This is a genomic window from Ruegeria sp. N8 (assembly GCF_056531325.1).
The window spans coordinates 21,182-37,986 of sequence record NZ_JBQFLQ010000016.1 but is presented as its reverse complement, the minus strand read 5'-3'; the positions used below and the strand labels follow the sequence as shown (position 1 = coordinate 37,986).

14 protein-coding genes are annotated in these 16,805 nt (G+C 54.8%); 6 read left to right on the top strand and 8 right to left on the bottom strand.

Annotated elements, in window-relative coordinates; all coding sequences use genetic code 11:
* Positions 1–261: 261 nt before the first annotated feature.
* Entirely contained in the window at positions 262–1,863 is a 1,602-nt protein-coding gene (locus ACR0C5_RS18875; RefSeq protein WP_480878417.1) for an autotransporter outer membrane beta-barrel domain-containing protein, read from the bottom strand.
* 311 nt (positions 1,864–2,174) lie between these two features.
* Here ACR0C5_RS18875 and ACR0C5_RS18870 point away from each other — a divergent pair, with 311 nt between their 5' ends.
* From ACR0C5_RS18870 to ACR0C5_RS18855, 4 genes are read left to right on the top strand one after another with little or no spacing between them, the layout of a single operon-like run.
* Positions 2,175–2,342, top strand: coding sequence for a hypothetical protein (locus tag ACR0C5_RS18870; RefSeq protein ID WP_170554964.1), 168 nt, complete (start codon positions 2,175–2,177; stop codon positions 2,340–2,342).
* Positions 2,335–2,526: a hypothetical protein gene (locus tag ACR0C5_RS18865; RefSeq protein WP_170554962.1), complete on the top strand. Its 192-nt coding sequence runs from the start codon at positions 2,335–2,337 to the stop codon at positions 2,524–2,526. Before ACR0C5_RS18870 ends, ACR0C5_RS18865 begins: the two co-directional genes overlap by 8 nt.
* Before the next feature lie 37 nt (positions 2,527–2,563).
* A complete protein-coding gene (locus ACR0C5_RS18860; RefSeq protein ID WP_480878415.1) occupies positions 2,564–3,868 on the top strand; it encodes a DUF6538 domain-containing protein in 1,305 nt (434 codons plus the stop codon).
* The gene (locus ACR0C5_RS18855; RefSeq protein WP_480878413.1) at positions 3,865–4,041 is read left to right on the top strand and encodes a hypothetical protein; all 177 of its coding nucleotides are present in this window, start codon (positions 3,865–3,867) and stop codon (positions 4,039–4,041) included. The genes ACR0C5_RS18860 and ACR0C5_RS18855 overlap by 4 nt, the downstream gene beginning before the upstream one ends.
* Positions 4,042–4,282: 241 nt before the next feature.
* Here the strand turns inward: ACR0C5_RS18855 and ACR0C5_RS18850 are convergent, their stop codons facing one another.
* Positions 4,283–5,515, bottom strand: a complete 1,233-nt coding sequence (locus ACR0C5_RS18850) for a tetratricopeptide repeat protein (protein WP_480878411.1) — start codon at positions 5,513–5,515, stop codon at positions 4,283–4,285.
* 144 nt (positions 5,516–5,659) lie between these two features.
* Entirely contained in the window at positions 5,660–6,547 is an 888-nt protein-coding gene (locus ACR0C5_RS18845; RefSeq protein WP_480878409.1) for a transferrin-binding protein-like solute binding protein, read from the bottom strand.
* A 132-nt stretch (positions 6,548–6,679) separates the two neighbouring features.
* Here ACR0C5_RS18845 and ACR0C5_RS18840 point away from each other — a divergent pair, with 132 nt between their 5' ends.
* Positions 6,680–7,069 carry a hypothetical protein gene (locus ACR0C5_RS18840; protein ID WP_480878407.1) on the top strand — a complete coding sequence of 130 codons (390 nt, stop codon included), beginning with the start codon at positions 6,680–6,682 and terminating at the stop codon, positions 7,067–7,069.
* A 4-nt stretch (positions 7,070–7,073) separates the two neighbouring features.
* Positions 7,074–7,652 (top strand): phosphatase PAP2 family protein, encoded by a 579-nt coding sequence (locus ACR0C5_RS18835; protein ID WP_480878420.1) that lies wholly within the window; start codon positions 7,074–7,076, stop codon positions 7,650–7,652.
* Between the two features lie 1,026 nt (positions 7,653–8,678).
* Here ACR0C5_RS18835 and ACR0C5_RS18830 read toward each other — a convergent pair.
* The 5 genes from ACR0C5_RS18830 to ACR0C5_RS18810 form a co-directional block, all read right to left on the bottom strand.
* Entirely contained in the window at positions 8,679–9,419 is a 741-nt protein-coding gene (locus tag ACR0C5_RS18830) for a maleate cis-trans isomerase family protein (RefSeq protein WP_170775625.1), read from the bottom strand.
* Positions 9,416–10,483 carry a pyridoxal phosphate-dependent aminotransferase gene (locus ACR0C5_RS18825; protein WP_170775639.1) on the bottom strand — a complete coding sequence of 356 codons (1,068 nt, stop codon included), beginning with the start codon at positions 10,481–10,483 and terminating at the stop codon, positions 9,416–9,418. The genes ACR0C5_RS18830 and ACR0C5_RS18825 overlap by 4 nt, the downstream gene beginning before the upstream one ends.
* Positions 10,480–12,132 (bottom strand): hydantoinase B/oxoprolinase family protein, encoded by a 1,653-nt coding sequence (locus ACR0C5_RS18820; RefSeq protein WP_170775641.1) that lies wholly within the window; start codon positions 12,130–12,132, stop codon positions 10,480–10,482. Before ACR0C5_RS18820 ends, ACR0C5_RS18825 begins: the two co-directional genes overlap by 4 nt.
* On the bottom strand, positions 12,129–14,228 hold the full coding sequence (locus ACR0C5_RS18815; RefSeq protein ID WP_480878404.1) for a hydantoinase/oxoprolinase family protein: 2,100 nt from the start codon (positions 14,226–14,228) through the stop codon (positions 12,129–12,131). Before ACR0C5_RS18815 ends, ACR0C5_RS18820 begins: the two co-directional genes overlap by 4 nt.
* 1,202 nt (positions 14,229–15,430) lie before the next feature.
* Entirely contained in the window at positions 15,431–16,765 is a 1,335-nt protein-coding gene (locus ACR0C5_RS18810) for a tetratricopeptide repeat protein (protein WP_480878401.1), read from the bottom strand.
* Positions 16,766–16,805: the final 40 nt, after the last annotated feature.

The window sequence follows — 16,805 nt, the reverse complement described above, 5'->3', positions numbered from 1 at the left end:
CTGGCTGGGGTGGTAGGAATCCTTGCCCTCCGATGATTGTTATCGGCTTTTTAGCGAAGCCTTAGAAACTGGGGCGGTTGCGGGGGCATTTCGAGGGTGAGCACGGGGCATTTCTGACCGCTAGAGAGCCCAAAAAGATGCTTGAACTCGAGTGAGCTCAATCACGACTCAGACGACAGAAACTCTTTCCGCGTGAACTTATTTAGTTTGTGAGCCATTTCCGACAGCTACGTTCTGTGATCACAGTTCCAAAACTTAAGCTTAAACGAAGATGAAATCGTCTTCAGTGAGTAGGGTTGAATCTCCGAAACCTTGTAACACCACTCCTTCGATCGTTCCTTCTGTTTCAAAAAGGACCGTTGTCGAAGTGCCATTGTCGTAGATTATCAAGTCCTCGATGTCGTCGATGCCGTAGGCACTAACATCAATAAGATCACCATCCGACTGCCGAAAGTCGCCAATTCTGTCGTTTGCAGTGACTCCTGATGGACTGAAAACAAAGACGTCTGCTCCGCCTACCGCATCTACACCCAAAATTACCGCATCGCCGAACATTGTATCGCTACTGCTGCTCGAGATAAGTGTGTCATTTCCGCCGACGGTAAAGTCAGACATTGTACGGGCGTCTCCAATTAGAGTGTTGGAGAACGCCGTCGCTGCAATCAGGATGTCGTCTCCTCCTGTTGCATTCCCTGACATCAGGTAGCCGTCGCCTGAAAGTGTGTTAATCCAGACATTGTCACCTCCGTACAAGACATCGTTTCCGCCCGAAGACGTTCCCGTAAGAGTGTCGGCGTCCCCATAGAGATTATTAAATTCGCTGGCATCGCCACCATATAAAATATCATCTCCGCCCGTAGAATCTCCTGACATCTGAGGGCCATCTCCATACAACCAGTTGAAATCTGCCCTCTCTCCACCGAAGATTGTATCGTCCCCGCCCGAAGAAGAGTCGTTGAGATAATGTGCATCACCAATTAAAGAATTAGTAACGCCGTCAAAGTTCGCCGTTCCATCGAATTCAGGACCTTCGCCCTGATTTGAACCGCCAATAAGAGTATCGTTTCCGCCAACTAAATCGCCGCCGAACTCCCAAGCGTCACCACTTACAACGTTTAGCTGCCTCGTATTCGTTGTAGGACTAATACCGCCAACCGAGATCATGTCATTTCCAAACTCGACGTTGCCGTAGGCGTACTTGGTATCCCCGAACGCTCGGATATTAGTGGCGTCGAACCCGCCGATAATCTGATCGTCACCTCCACTGGAATGGTCAGACATGATAAGAGCGTCACCGTAGGCTTCGGTTACACTCGAGGCCCCGACATGAATTACATCATCCCCACCGCGTGCTCGGTCCCGCATTTGGTCAAAGTCACCGATCAGCACATCCTTGGTCGCGGTGTCAGCGCCAAAGATCGTATCATTGCCGCCAACGGCCCGATCGTAGGCACCATACCACCCAACATCGTTTTCAAAATTCCAATTGCTACCTGCGTCGCCATACACGATGTTAATCGTGGCATATTCTCCCGCATAAATAGTATCGTCACCACCAACGGCGAAATCACCTATTGCCCCAGCATCACCAGAAAGTTCATTAAACGCGACATCAGAGCCACCATAAATGATGTCATCACCGCCAGATGTTTTGTCAATCAAGGCGTGTGCATCGCCCCTGATGGTGTTTTTAACTGCTCCGTCGGCTCCGGTAAGAATATCATTCCCACCTACGCCAAAATCTGAAATCCACTCAGCATCACCCAGTGCCGTTCCACCTTCACCGTCAGGTAATTTGTAGACGTCATTCCCGCCTAGTCGCTTCCCTGTCAATCCTCCTAGAATCTCGCTCCAATAAGCCATATCCCCCCCCCTGAGCAAACATGTATATCAATGTTTGAATGTAATACATGATCCGACTCCGCACTTTGACTTAGGTCAAAGGAGAGTGCTTCAGCGCTACTTAGTCGGGCAAACCACAGCCAATTGCGTTTCACGAAGGCGGAAATCGACTGCCGCTTTGTTTTATGTTTGAGTGGGCGACATTGCCCAATGGAGTAGTCTGCTTCGGCCCGCAAACCCGCTATTCGCGCAGCAACCCTGAACGTCCGTTCCCCAGAAAACCGAGGAACCTCCTGCATCTAAATAAAGAAGCAACTGCAGGAGTTTGATCCATGAAGTACCTGTCTGCCCTCGGCGTTCTCGTCGGGGGTTTTCTTTTGCACCCACCGCCCAAGGCCGTCCTGACGACGATGATCTGGGTGGTCTCTCGGTCCCACCCCGCTGTCTCAGCTCTGGTTCTGCTGGCGGTCCTCTGGACGTGGAAGTCCGACGATGACTGAGCTGGAGCTGAACCCCGGTGACGTCGTGGTCATCCATGCCTTCGATGACGTCCCTGAACATCTGTTCCGTGTGGAAGAGGTGTTCGAAGACTGCGTGACCGGCTTTGCTGTGACTGGCCCTCTGGCTGGAACCTACGGCGAACCGGCCCTCGAGATGATCGTCAGACTCGTCTCAACCAACTGAACCCATCCCACATTCCAAACTTGAAAGGAGGAGACCTATGTCTGCTCACATTCGCTATGCCTATCTGAAGGGCCATACGTGGTTGTTCAGGCGCAACTATCCCGTTGACGTGGCTCTTGCGCTGGGCGCTCAGGCGCTGAAGCAGAGCCTCAAGACCGGGGATCGTAACACTGCCCGCGTCCGCGCCGCTGAAGTCAATGCACGGTTCGAAACGCTGGTCGAACAGGTGCGGTCGCAGGCAGAGGAGTCACTGTCTGCCCCAGAGAGCACCGCTGACGTTCCTGATTGGGTGGACCAACCAGAGTCGTCTCTCGTCCGTCTCCGGGCCACTCTGGAGGACTCTGGATGCAGTCTGGAGCGGTCCAGCTTTGCCGGACCATCCGTGCTGGTGAAAGTGCCGGTTCGTGACTTGAGCCGGGCCTATCTGAACAAGCGCAGTAACGAGCTTCGCCCCAGCGGGTTCAAATCGGTCCGATACTCTGTCGGGTTATTCACTAGTCGCTTTGCTGATCGTTCAGTTTGCAGTTTGACCAGAGCAGACGGGCGGGAGTTCCTGTCAGCAATAGCCCAACTGTCCCCAATGATCGGCAAGTCAGAGCGGACCCGTGGGTTAACCCTGGACCAACTGGTCGCGTTCTCGTCTCGGGGGTCGGTGACCATAACAGCCAGAACCCAGCGACGTATCTGGTCACAGGTCAATCACTTCCTCGACTGGGTGGTCTATGAGGGGCATCTGGAACAGAACCCGTTTCGGACTGTTCTCTTCGATCGCAAGGTGCGCCCAGAGCCTTATGCCGTCCCGACTGACAATGAAGTCGTGCGATTGCTCCAAGCCAAGGACCGGGAGTTACATCCGGTTCTACTGACCTGCCTGCTGTCAGGAATGCGAGCGGGGGAAGCGGTCGGGCTGCTCCGGGACGACCTCGTGACTAAGGGCAATCTCGGTTGCTTCGTTCATGTTCAACCGAATGAACTGAGATTACTGAAGACGGACGCGGCGGAAAGACTGGTTCCGGTTCACCCGGTGCTGGATGAGACCTTCCGGCAGCTGCCTAGCCATGGCCCTCTGTTCCCTAACCTGACCGTGGCGCACGTCACCAAGGGGTTTGCGAGACTGAGGCAGCGGTTGGGTCTGGAGCGACAGGGACTGGTGTTTCATTCGACCCGCAAGTGGTTTGTGACCCAGTGCGAGCGAACGGGTGTTCCTGAGCACTTCACTGCTTCTCTGGTTGGTCACCAATCAGCACGGTCGGAGAACGGGATCACCTACGGGATTTACTCGGCGCGCATTAGTGATGAGCAGCGTCGGTCCATCGTTGACCAGATAAGACTTCCGGCATGAGCTTCCCGGACATTGACGCGTTCGAGGAACGAGCTGCTATCGCTGAATACGATGGCGGTTGCACCCGTAAAGCGGCGGAAGATCTGGCTGCTCAGGCTCAGGGGTTCCGTGACGCGGAAGCCTACTGGCAATGGTTGGCTGACTATGTCGTCGACCGAAGACCACCTTCATAGAAAGAACCCTCGGCGGCCCTTAGCGGGTTGCCGGGGGATCTTCGCTTTGCTTTCTCTTTGCTTAAATGGGCATTTTTCGGAGCTGTCGGAACAACCACGTTAGGTGACGGAATAAAATGCCGAAAAAAATATCAGTTCAGTAGGCACTTAAAGGGCTAAATTAGGTGATCGGCATGGTCTCTGCTTACAGAGCTTCTTATGAAACACAATATTATTGATTTAGTTCAGTAAATCTCCCTAACTAGAATTCGTTGGTCAGCCCTACTTCAATCGTAGTTTCATCATAACTGAATGCGTCAATTCCACTTTTCACCCGATTGTAACTGCCCTCAACGTACGGGATCAGCCCGTTCCCTAATATTGTGTCACGCTTTTCAATTCTGAGACGCAGGCCATACTGATCTTCGTCAGGATTGCCGAAGAAAAGTGGGTTGGTCTCAGAGAACGATTTGACCGCAAAATAGACCTGAGGTTCAATGACAAATCCAGCACCGGCGTCAAACGAGCCAAAAGCCTCCAGACCTGCGATGTCATAAGTATCAATGTCGCGATCGGTTGATTTGGTTTCAGCAAAGATTGCAATTCCAACAGTGTTTCGCCCCAAAAATGAACGCCGTACCCCAAATCTCGCATTCACTGTGTGCCCACTGAAGGTATCATCGAATTTATTGTTCAATTTAAACCCTGAAATCGAACCAAACACCGAAACGGCTTGCGAGTTTCTGGTCTCGAACGCAGTCTCTAAACCCAACCTGTCCTCAAAGTGTTCATCGGCAATGAAGCGTGTCGAGACTACTGGGCTAAAAACAACTGTTGTACGTGGAAAAACCAAGCGGGCTCCGCCTCGCGCACCCAAAGTCACGTCGCGAAACGATTTCTCATCTGAAATATCTCCAAATGAGAACACCTCTGCGAAGCCAATTACCCGACGATCCTTTGTTGAAAGCCTGTTCAGACTTTTGCGCCACAACGCTGATACAGAATATCCGACACCATATGTAGTCTTGCTGGAGCGATCTAAAGTTGCTGGTATAGGTATCCCGAAGAAGTCTAATTCAATCTGGTCTGTGTCGTAGTTTCGCGTAGAACCCAATTTTTTTAACCCAAACTCAAAATCCAACTCAAACCCTCGCCGCGCATCAATTTCTGCAATAAAAGTTAGAACTTTTTGTCGAACAGGCTCCGGAATATTACCCGACAGCACCTTAAAAAACTCGGACCGCGAACGGTTCCATTGTTCGCTTAGGAAATAAGCCAGCGCCAACTCCAAGCGCACACGTGTAAGGTTAGGATCTTCCGCAAGAATGCTAAGGTATATTGCAATTGCTGTACTGTAGTCACCGCGGCTAGTGGCGGCGAGCCCCGATTTGAACCTGGCATCGGTGGCGGCCGGATCGGTGGTTGATGCATTCGCTCCACTGGGAACCACGCAAAAGGTTAGAAAAAAGACTACGATCAACCGCAAAAAAGTCATCGCGACCCCACTGGATTATTGTTTTCTTCTGCGATCTGAATGACCCTGTGCACGCCTTTTGGGGACGGTGCGTGAAGTGTCACATATGCCTAATGACTATTCGCAACGGAGTAGTATTGCGTTGGCCGCAATTCAGCTCTTTGCTCAATTTCCGCCGAACGCTCCCATATGCCAGACTCCACCCGGACCGGAAGTTGAATACGTGCCTCCAACTTCGTTGGCAGACGGACCATAAAACTGCCCTTGTGCAGAGCCAGATGTACCCGTTCCCGTCACAGTTGCCGTGAACCCTGAGCCGCTAACCGTGCCTGAACCGCTAAAATCCAGTTCCGGTGCACTGCTCGTTGCGGCTGTGTTGAGATTTACAGCTGCCGTGTTCGCACTATCGATGCTTGCAGTGTTGAAATCCGTGGATACTGTGACCGTGGATACTGTTTGGTATGGCTGGCCATCTGCACGACGAGCCACTCCCAATCCGACGCCCTGATATGTTGCGCTGACTCCAACAGGAACGTCAGTAGCTTCTGTTTTAAGCCCATAACTTCCTGCACCAACGGTTCCTGCGCCTGTGCCGGCCCCTGTCACCCATGCACCATAGGTCTGGTATTCATAACCAGCTTGTCCGGAATTGATAAACGTCGCGGAATCTTGACCATCAGCTGTTACATAGCCTGTAACAAATGGAGCATCGATCCTGGTGTCGCCGTTTCTCGTATCAAATGAAACGGACGATCCAGGTGCGCTAGCTGTCAATGCAACTGGCGTTCCGTTTCTGGTGACTACGCGGGTGGTGCTTTGTGACGGTCCAGATGGGTTAGTTATTACCACTTCCCCAGTAGTGGGGTCGGCAACGTAGTTCGCCGTAACAGCCTGACCGTCTATGTCAGTCGTTCCATTATCGGGAATGTTTGAAAAACCGTTAAACGGCTTAACGGTTGCCCCTGAGTCAATGCTTTCGCTGCCCAAACAAGCCGTCAAGGCCGTACAAGCCAATGCTCCAGAAATAGTGCGAAATATGAATAGATCAGCCATCTCTTCCTCCCAAAAGAAACTCCGAAAGTACCTCAATATATATTTTTATTCGAATGTATCGTTGACATAGATCAAGGGGGGTAGCTGCATCTCACGGTACGATGAGAAAAGAACTTGGTGGGGGGAAAGCAAATGAAGACAATTACTTTGAAGTTGATTGCAGCGTTAAGTTTAGCTGCGTTGCTTGGCGCTTGCTCAAGCACGTGGGAAGAAGATGGGATCAACAACTCTGGAATCACGGCGGCAGCGGGTGCGACTAGAACAGCGGACCAGATAGAGTTGTTTAGCGGCAAAACGGCCTCTCAGGAATATACCGTGATCCAAGAAATAAAAGTGGCAGTAAATAAAACTACAGTGTTCAATGAAGATCCGACCGTCACGCAAGTTGAGGCTCGGCTGCGACAGAGCGCGGCTGAGTTGGGCGGGGATGCAGTTGTCAATGTAGTCATATCTCAAGTCAAAGTACGTGCAATGAGTTGGGGAGGTCGCATCGGCGAAGGTACAGTTGTTAAGTACAAATAACTTTGTGTTGTGTCGGTTCACCTATCATGGGGTTGTGCTTATACCGCAGTCAGAAACGCCCTGTACTCACCCTCGAAATGCCCCCGAAACCGCCCCAGTTCTGGTCATCGCTTGGAAAAGCTTGTCCGCCATATGGATTATCGCACCCAGCTTTGGACCCGCTATCTTTTACACTATCCCCCCCGAAGCCGAAGCGAAATTTCAATTGGTCAACAATTCACTTTTTAAATCAGAAGTTTGGCATCTAGTCACCGATGGTGCCGGCACCGTGCCGCCGACACCGAAACTCGGTCTTATTGCGTTCCCATCTTACCATACAGTGATGCTTCTTTTGGTCTTGGTTTATGCATGGGACACCCCAGTACGCTGGCCCGTCGTAGTGGTCAACATTCCGATGTTGCCCGCAATTCTTGGGCAAGGCGCGCACTATGTCGCAGAAGTTATCGCGGGAGTTTTGGTGTTCATCGCCGCTGCATGGATGTCCAGACAGAAAATAGTTGGCCCAGAGACATGGCCTGTGTCATTTGGTACCGAGAACGAGCAGAAATTTCCCATTTTTCTCTTAGGTCGTCCACCGAAGTGAGCCTAGGTTGTCAGTCGAATTCTAACACCAGTTTATAGCAATCCAGCTGACCCGCCCCGACAACGATCAGCGCGCGGGGCGCGCCGGTGACCGCTCCAGATTACGTCCAGAATCCTCCAGATTGGTCAGGAGACTGATTAGAGACGACTCCGGTTGATCGACCCAATCAGGAACGTCAGCGGTGCTCACCGGGGCAGACAGGGCTACTTCTGCCTGCGACCGAACTCGTTCCATCAGCGTCTCGAACCGCGCATTAACCTCAGCGACTCGGACGCGGGCAATGTTGCGGTCACTGGTCTTGAGGCTCTACTTCAGCGCCTGAGCGCCTAGCGCGAGGGCCACATCAACGGGATAGTTGCGTCTGAACAGCCACGTATGGCCCTTCAGATATACGGCACGATTTCCCCTCGTGAATTCTAATAGTCGCAGCAAGGCTATTTTCACTCAAGAAGACTTACAATGAGCAACGCATAGAACACCTGATGTTCCTATCAAGGACACCCACACCAGCCGCCCAAACCGCCAACACCAGCGACCAGCCTTCAGCCCCCGAAACCAGTCGTCAGCGGTCCAGAACGGTTCTTTAGCGGTCTCGTCAGCACTCGTCGGCACTCGTGAACTGCCTTTCTAGCAGACAAAATGCCCCCGCAATCGCCCCAGTTTCAGCCACCGGTTGGAAAAGCTCTTAGGTTTCATCGGACGGCAAGGATTCCTAACACCCCAGCCAGTTCATCAGGACATGGAACGAGACTAGGCACTTAGGACTAATCCCTCCAAGAAATGCCCCAGTGGTTTCGGGTATTCGGACGCACTCCGATCTCTCCTCTAGCGGAGGTTCTATGGAGGTAGGAAATTGACTTACGACGTGTCTTATCGTGATCGGGAAGAAGTCACGAACAAATTTGCAACTGGATTTTTCCGTTCGCCGCACCGGCGCTGACGCCGCAATGGTCAATGGCCTAAGGCTTGTAACAGAGCCAAAGTGGCGCCTCCACCTAGCGAGCGTAACTCTGTGTCCATGCCAACCTACAGCAGATCAAACAACCGGCCCGGCTCGTTGCCTCGACGCGGCAGTTTCAACGCACGCATCACCGAAAATATCATCGCCTGATTTGAGGTGACTACTGGTTTATCCAGCGCAACCTCGATGCGTTCAACAGCTTCGACTGATCGCATGTCGGTGCAGCTGAGAACGATTGCACGCGCATCGGGGTGATCGGCCTGACAGGCCAGATCGAACACTTCGTCCGGGGTCAGCTCGCCTTGCCCATAGTTGCCCAGCTCGCGACCTACATCGGCACATTTGACGGTTGCGATCTGGTTTTGCGCTAGAAACTCCACTGCCTGCAAGTTGATCTCGCCCAGATAGGGCGAAGAGAAACCGATCTTGGTCACACCAAGCGCCTGAATCGCGGCCACAAGCGCCCCTGCCGCCGTGAAGGACAAGGCACCCGATACCTCTTTGATTTCGCGTGCCAAGTCGGCGTCAAAGGATGGTCCATGGGTCAAAGTGGCCGAGGTGCAGCCATAAAGCACAACATCGGGGCGCACGCCTGAGATCATTCGCAGATCATGGCTGATATCCGAAGCACCCAGCCCAGCCATTTGTTCCGTGCCGGGGATCTGATCCACGTCATAGCCGCCTATGCGTTGAAAATGGATGGTAGTATCCGGCGACCGCATCAACTCCATATCCGGTTCCAGATTGGTGTTGGTGAAAGGCACCAGGACGCCGATTTTGGCCCGCCGGCGGGTTTCGTAGCTCATAATAACACCCCTTTCAGCACCTTCAGGCAGCGATCCATGACCGATACCTCACAGATCGTGGCGCGTAGGCAGTCGTTGAGGCCATAGCCACCCATGCCGCGCATCATCAGATTTTCGGCCCGCAGGGCCGCATCCGCACGTTGCGCCTCTTCATCCGAGGCAAAGCGCAGCAGAACAAAGTTGGTGTTACTTTCCGGGACGTTCAGGCCCATTGCGCGGCAGTCTTCAGTAAACTTGTCGCGGATTTCGGCGGTCCGTTTGACCACATTTTGCATATGCGCCTGATCCCGCATGGCGGCGGCGGCGGCGGTCTGTGAGGCAATCGAGATGTTGTTGGGATTTAGAAGCTTGCGCATCACACCCGAGATTTCGGTTGGGAAGTAGCCCCATCCAACGCGCGCGCCTGCCATTCCGTAGGCCTTGGAGAATGTACGCATGACCACGGTATCGCCGCGGTTTGTCAGGGCGAATATTTCGGTGGGGTCATGGGCATCATCGGAAAACTCGGCATAGGCCTGATCCACGACCAGCAGAATATCTTTAGGCAATCCGTCCCGCAGTCGCAGAACCTCGGAATTGGGGATCAAAGTGCCGGTCGGGTTGCCGGGGTTGCAAATAAAGACGATCCGGGTCTCGGGCATCACCGTAGCCAGGATGCCGTCGACGGAGACGGTCAAGTCGAGCTCGCGGGCCTTGACGTAATCAGCCTGCACCTGCGCCGCTGCCGTGGACACAAACGCGTATACGAAATCTGTGCCCAGTACCTGGTCACCGAGGCCTGCATAGGCCCGGATCAGGCAACCGATTAACTCCATCGAGCCTGCGCCGCACAGTATCCGTGCCGGGTCCAGCCCGTGCACATTTGCAATTGCAGCACGCAGATCGGGCCATTCCGGGTCGGGATATAGCGGCAGATCGGTCATTGCCGCTTGCCCAGCTGCGATTGCGTTAGGGCTTGCGGCAAAGGCGCTTTCGTTCTGGGCCAGTGAGATGACGCCCGCGCCACCCAGATCAGCCAGCGCATAGGCCGCCATCGCATCCACATGGGGAACCGGGCGGATCATGCGTCGCCTCCATAGGCTTTGGCACCCTCAGCGGTGACCAGACCGCGTTTGAGGTCCAGCGCCAGCGCGTCGGGGTCACGGTTAGTAGGGGCGCCGAACCCGCCACCGCCGGGGGTGTCGAAGATCAGGTAATCGCCGCCTTCGACGCGTAGCTCTCCCTTGCCCGGGAGGTCGTTGTCGCCGTCGCGGAAACGGATGCGTCCTGGCGCGCCGGGCTGCCCGCCCATGCGGCCAAGGGCGGGAAACTTCAGCCGTTCAACCGATAGGAATACGATGAACGGCGCGTCATTGGACGAGGTCATCTCGATCCGCTGCCCGAGGCCGCCGCGATACTTGCCCGCGCCGCCAGAATCGGGGCGCAGTTCACGTCGCCAGATGGTCACCGGTGCCACACTCTCGGTAATCTCGACTTGACTGCCAAACACCCCCGAGGGGTAGGCGGTGGCTGACAGCCCATCCGCATGAGGCCGCGCGCCGGTGCCGCCATTATGAACCGGCTCAATCGCAAACTCGCGGCCACCGTCGCGGGCAACTTCGGGAGCGTGACGCATGGGCAGGTCAAACATGCAGCTTGCACCCTCAGCCGGGACCGCGTCGGGTAAGGCCTGATGCAGACAACCCAGCACAAGATCGGGGGTGACCTGACCCAGCGTGTGCCGCATCGCCACTGGAACCGGACGTTGGGCGTTTAGAATGCAACCCTTAGGGCCGTCCACGGTAAACGGTTCCAGCGACCCGGCATTATTGGGGATATCCGGACCAACGATGCAGCGCAGCGCGAATACGGTATAGGCGGTGGCATAGTTGAGCGGCACGTTTATGCCTTTGCGCGAACAGCCTGAAGTGCCGGTGAAATCCACATGCATGCCCGACTTGCTGACGGTGAGTGTCGCTTGCATCACCAGCTCATTTTCGTAGCCGTCCATCTTCAGGACGTTCTTGTATACGCCTTCCGGCACCTCGGCGATTGCCTCAAGCGTGCCATGGCGCGACGTGTCGATGATATAGCTGCCCAAGCGGTCCAGATCGTCGATGCCAAACTCGTCCATCATCTCGACTAGCCGGGTCACGCCGGTCTCGCAACAAGCGATCAGCGCATAGATGTCGCCTTCGTTTGCAATCGGCTCGCGGCTGTTGGCGCGAATGATATTCAGCAGTAGGGCGTTTGGGGTGCCTTCTTCGACCAGTTTGCAAGGGGGGATCAGAAGCCCCTCGTCATAGATATCCGACCCTTCGGGCCCCATGCCAAGACCGCCCAGATCGACCAGATGCGAGGTGCACGAGGTATAGCCCACGACCTTGCCGTTCTTGAACGCCGGCATCATCAGCAGAAAGTCGTTCAGATGCCCCGAGGCAAGCCAGGGATCATTGGTCATGTAGATGTCGCCGGGTCTCATGGTCTGCTCCGGGAAATGCTCACGCAGATGCATAACCGCCGCAGCCATGGTGTTGATATGTCCCGGTGTGCCGGTGACGGCCTGCGCCAGCATCCGGCCCTGCTCGTCGAAAATCCCGGCAGAAATGTCGCCGCACTCGCGTACGATTGGCGAAAACGCCGCTCGGATCAGGGTCTGCCCCTGTTCTTCGACCACCGCCAGCAGTCGGTTCCACATCACTTGCAGGTGGGCCGGAGAAAGATCAGCAGTCATAAAGCGCCTCCTGTCTGGTCATGGATCAGGACAAGATTCCCAATTGCGTCTACATGCGCCGAGAAATCAGCCGAGACCAGCGTGGTGGTTTGCGGTTCATAGATCAGTGCGGGGCCGGGAACGAAATCACCAGGTTTCAGATCCGCGCGCGCAACAAAGGCTGCGTCTTTCAAAACACCGTCAACATCGCAGGTAATGAGTCGCCATTCGGCCACGTTAAAGGCACGGCGATCAGGTGTTTCCGGCATCGGAGGCACATCGCTGTTTGGGGTTGCGACCCGAACGGCCCAGTTGAGAATCTCGATCGCCATTCCCGGCACAGGGCGCGAGAATTGTTTGCGATATTCATCCTCGAACGCGGCGGTTAGGCGGATGATGTCATCCGCCCCCAATGCACGGTCTGGGAGCGTGATTTCTATCTCGTGCCCCTGACCACTATAGCGCATGAAGGCGGTCCGCCGGGTTTCGGTCGCCGTACCGCTGGCACCCTGGGCCACGACCTCCTTTGCCTCGGCAATCATTGTTTCGAAAAGGTCGTTTACGCCATCTATATCCATGCTGTTGAGCAGGGAGTAGCGTGAGCGGACGATCTCAAACGACACAGGTGCGAACAGGAAACCAACTGCGGACCCAACGCCCGGGTTAGGCGGGATCACGATGCGCGACACACCGGCAGAGCGTGCAACGCGACTGGCATGCAGCGGACCGTTGCCACCGAATGCGATCATAGTACGCGTGCCCAGATCCTTGCCCGATTCCACCGCATGCATGCGCCCGGCGCTAGCCATGCTTTCGTCTACGATGCGACTGACCCCATCTGCCGAGCCTACGGCATCCAACTCCAACCTTTCACCGATCACTCGGGTCAGGGCAGCCTTGGAGGCATCCGGATCAAGCTGGATTTGCCCTTCGGCGAATGTATCTGGCGCGATATAGCCTAACGCAATGTCGCTGTCAGTCACGGTCGGCTCAGTGCCGCCCCGGCTAAAGGCGACCGGGCCGGGTTCCGATCCGGCGGATTTCGGACCGACAGTCAGACGGCCCAGACGGTCGACACCGGCGATGGATCCGCCGCCCGCGCCGATCTCGATCATCTCGACCACCGGGATGCGCACCGGCATGCCCGATCCCTTGATGAAACGTTCCGCCCGCGCGATCTCGAACTGGCGCGAGGTCTGGGGCCGGGCATTGTCGATCAGGCACAGCTTGGCGGTCGTGCCGCCCATGTCAAAGGACAGCACATCGCCAATCCCGGCCCGCGCCGCGATGCGCGCGGCAAGGATAGCACCCCCTGCAGGACCGCTTTCCACCAGCCGGATCGGGAATCGGGTGGCAGTCCGCTCGGTGCACATGCCGCCTCCGGCGGTCATCATCAGGATCGGGCATGTCACGCCCTCGGCTTCGAACCGGGTGACGAACCGGTTAATATAGCTTTCCATCAGCGGCTGAATATAGGCATTGGCAACAGTGGTGCAGAGTCGGTCGAACTCGCGCGCCTCGGGACTTACTTCGGACGAGATTGAGACCGTCAGGTCCGGGCGTCTTTCGGCCAGAATGTCACGCAGGCGGCGCTCGTGCTCGGGATTGGCATAGGCATGCATCAGGCAGATCGCGACCGCCTCGGCACCGCTGACGTATAGATCAGCCATCAGCGCATCAATCGCGTCGTCTTCGAGAGGGATCAGGACGCTGCCGTCTGCCGCCATACGTTCCCGAACGGTCAGTGCCCGTTCACGTGGTACTAGCAGATCGGGCTTTTCCAAGTTGATGTCATACTGCGAATAGCGCCGCTCGTACGCGATCTCCAGGATGTCCCGGAAGCCTTCAGTCGTCACTGTCGCCACAACCGCGCCGCGTTGTTCAATCAACGCATTGGTTGCCAGCGTTGTGCCGTGGATGAAGCCTGTTACATCGCTCAACGCGCGCCCGGACTGGGCAATGACGCGCTGCGCGCCTTCCATCGCCCCATCTGCGGGGTTTTGGTGGGTGGTCAAAGTCTTGGTCGAGGCAACAATGGTCTCGTCGCCGGATACAAGCACCGTATCCGTAAATGTACCACCAGTATCAATGGCTAAGCGCAAGCGTTGAGCGGTCACGTGGTATTCCAAATTCGCCTGAGTTCGTGCAGATAGAGCGCCCTTTCGGGTGATCACATCCGTTGCGGAACAAGGTTACAGCCGGTGGCACGGCGGTCCAGACGTTTTGTAGTACGATTCCGGTTCATTTTTCGAGCTTGCCCAGCTTTCGACAAGAGACAAGCGCGTTCGCGACAAAAAGGCCTGCAAGCGACAAGAATTATCGCTGCAGGCCAAGAAATCTACCGGTGTCAGACCGTCGGACGGGAAATACGCTATTAGGCAAACCAACAACGCTCGTGAGCTTTGGCAACATCCATTTCCCTATTTGCGGCGATACTGCCCTGCGTCAGAGTGCTGCTGACACTCATGATGTGGTTGGCAATCATCGGGACAAGCGCACCGCCGTCATCATTGACCAGCTTTTTCGCTTCGGAATTCAGCTTCGATTCTGTCGCAAACTTTTGATTGTCGACGGTCTCGTGGCTGAACGGTGAATGACTTCAGGTCGTGATCAATTGAAAACCCAATCATGAATTCACCGCTACGTGATTTAACCAGCAGTGAACGTCGGTTGGCTGCGAGTGCTATGGGTCCTCAATCTCCCCTACAACCTCCTCCTCCCTCTACATATTGTGGATCAGAAACGAGGATACTCGGGCTTCTCTATTCTTCGGTTTCTGTTCACTACATATACCTATTCCCCGCCCCCATAGGACCCCTGCTAAAAAATTCATGAAAGACGAGAGGTCAGAGGGTGCCAGAACAGCCGAGGCATAAACGGGCATTTCTCGGAGAGTTGAGCCCCTGTGGCATTCCGCCGTTCCATGTATGATTGAACTGGCTGGGGTTGTAGGACACCTTTCGAGACCACTAGAGACCCGTTCACAGGCTCTGGCTCGGTCACCGACTAGTCGTTCCGGGCTCTGACGGGTGGTCGCTGGTACTGGCGGGGGTGCTGTTTAAAGGCTAAGGTGGAGCGATCTTTCATTCCTAGTGCAGCGAATGGCTGTTGAGAGCCCAAAGATACCAGTTTCTGCAGTCCGCACTGGCGACGGCATTGCGCAAGAAAGCAAATTTTACGCAATCTGAGAAGACGTCGCTTACCTTGCTTCCCACTATCGATCTCAACTTCGCGCTGGTTTTAGGAATTTTGACCGGAGGACCTGCGCCAGCGGAGATTGTTTCGACCTTCGTATTCCGCCCCGCTGTTGTGCGCAATTCTATCGCATTGGGCTAACCCAGCCTTGTTTTCGTAACTCGCGTAGCACGGCCTCTGCGTTCTCGACATCTTTGTGGATACTTTTGAGCATCGCATCTATCGGCGCTTCCGGCCATGCGCGCTCAAGTTCAGCCAGTTTGGCTTTAGCCGCATAGTCTTGCCCCATAGCTGACAACGCTGCCGTTACATAAGCTAGTGAAGGAGCGCTGAGTGGATCGCCAAGTTGCTTTGCCTCTTCAAAGCGCTCTACCGTTGTTTGATATTCACCCAGATGAAAATACGTCGCGCCGGAAATGTTTCGATTTGCAAATCTTTGGTTGCTGGAATCCAGCAGAGATAGCCTGTCTGCTGTTTCAATAGCTTCTTCGAATTCGCCTGAAAACATGGCAACCGCGCCAAGAAAGTCGAGGACTGCTCCATCATTCGGATCAAGTTTTGATGCGCGTCTACTGAGTTGCAGCGCAGCCTCATAATCGTGATTGGCAAAACTGGCCCAGCTTTTAGCAGACTGGCTCCAGGCTTGATCTGGGGCAAGGCTTACCGCCTGGTTCGCCAGCTTCATAGCGGCTTCAGCGTATTCGGTCTTGGCATCGGATGGCGGAGTTATCACCGCAAGTGACGCGAGTGCCTGCGCTGCGCCGGCATATCCACCGAAATAATCTGGGTCGATCTCGATCACGCCCTCAAACACAGACAGAACAAGTAGCTGCCGCTGTCGGTCGAAGATCGGAAATATCATTGTCCGCGCTTGTTGCGCCAAATTGAATGCTTGTAACGCGGCTGGGGATTTCTCGTAAATTGCCGCGCGCTGCAAGTATGCGTCCGTGTCAGTTTCTGATGAACCACTCACTTTAGCAGAAGCAGTTTCCTGTCCATCTTGGGCAAGACCAACTGCGACCAACGCACCAACGACGGCCCCTATGGTGAACGCCCCCAAGGGTAGTCCAATGCGTTTGGTTTTTGTTGAGATTGATACTGAACGGGTTTCTGAGACGATTTCGAACCGCGGCCTATATCCGCCGCTATCGATGCACAGTCTTACCGGATCATCCTTACCAATACCCTCGTAATGCAGTTCCAAGAACTGACGAAGCCGCCGTGCATCGACGCGAACGATATTTTCCGGGTCGGTCCCCTCTGAGGTGTCGCGGTCATAAACATCTTGGGCGATAGTCTTGCTGCGAATTTGATCTCCCCGACCAGCGAGTTCTTCCTCGACGATATACGTCAGGAAGGCCTGAAGCCTATCGGATCCATCCAGATGAGCGTCCGCCAGCAATCTGCTTAGGGCGGCAAGCTTGTCGTTGTTCTGGATTTCGTCGGAATGTCTTATCATATTCTTATTTTTGCAGTTATTGGGTCGTGAGTCACCCCAT

What these genes read in the sequence shown, in the direction of transcription:
- ACR0C5_RS18875 (WP_480878417.1), bottom strand. Translation starts at nt 1,863, where the DNA reads ATGGCTTATTGGAGCGAGATTCTAGGAGGATTGACAGGGAAGCGACTA.
- ACR0C5_RS18870 (WP_170554964.1), top strand. Translation starts at nt 2,175, where the DNA reads ATGAAGTACCTGTCTGCCCTCGGCGTTCTCGTCGGGGGTTTTCTTTTG.
- ACR0C5_RS18865 (WP_170554962.1), top strand. Translation starts at nt 2,335, where the DNA reads ATGACTGAGCTGGAGCTGAACCCCGGTGACGTCGTGGTCATCCATGCC.
- ACR0C5_RS18860 (WP_480878415.1), top strand. Translation starts at nt 2,564, where the DNA reads ATGTCTGCTCACATTCGCTATGCCTATCTGAAGGGCCATACGTGGTTG.
- ACR0C5_RS18855 (WP_480878413.1), top strand. Translation starts at nt 3,865, where the DNA reads ATGAGCTTCCCGGACATTGACGCGTTCGAGGAACGAGCTGCTATCGCT.
- ACR0C5_RS18850 (WP_480878411.1), bottom strand. Translation starts at nt 5,515, where the DNA reads ATGACTTTTTTGCGGTTGATCGTAGTCTTTTTTCTAACCTTTTGCGTG.
- ACR0C5_RS18845 (WP_480878409.1), bottom strand. Translation starts at nt 6,547, where the DNA reads ATGGCTGATCTATTCATATTTCGCACTATTTCTGGAGCATTGGCTTGT.
- ACR0C5_RS18840 (WP_480878407.1), top strand. Translation starts at nt 6,680, where the DNA reads ATGAAGACAATTACTTTGAAGTTGATTGCAGCGTTAAGTTTAGCTGCG.
- ACR0C5_RS18830 (WP_170775625.1), bottom strand. Translation starts at nt 9,419, where the DNA reads ATGAGCTACGAAACCCGCCGGCGGGCCAAAATCGGCGTCCTGGTGCCT.
- ACR0C5_RS18825 (WP_170775639.1), bottom strand. Translation starts at nt 10,483, where the DNA reads ATGATCCGCCCGGTTCCCCATGTGGATGCGATGGCGGCCTATGCGCTG.
- ACR0C5_RS18820 (WP_170775641.1), bottom strand. Translation starts at nt 12,132, where the DNA reads ATGACTGCTGATCTTTCTCCGGCCCACCTGCAAGTGATGTGGAACCGA.
- ACR0C5_RS18810 (WP_480878401.1), bottom strand. Translation starts at nt 16,765, where the DNA reads ATGATAAGACATTCCGACGAAATCCAGAACAACGACAAGCTTGCCGCC.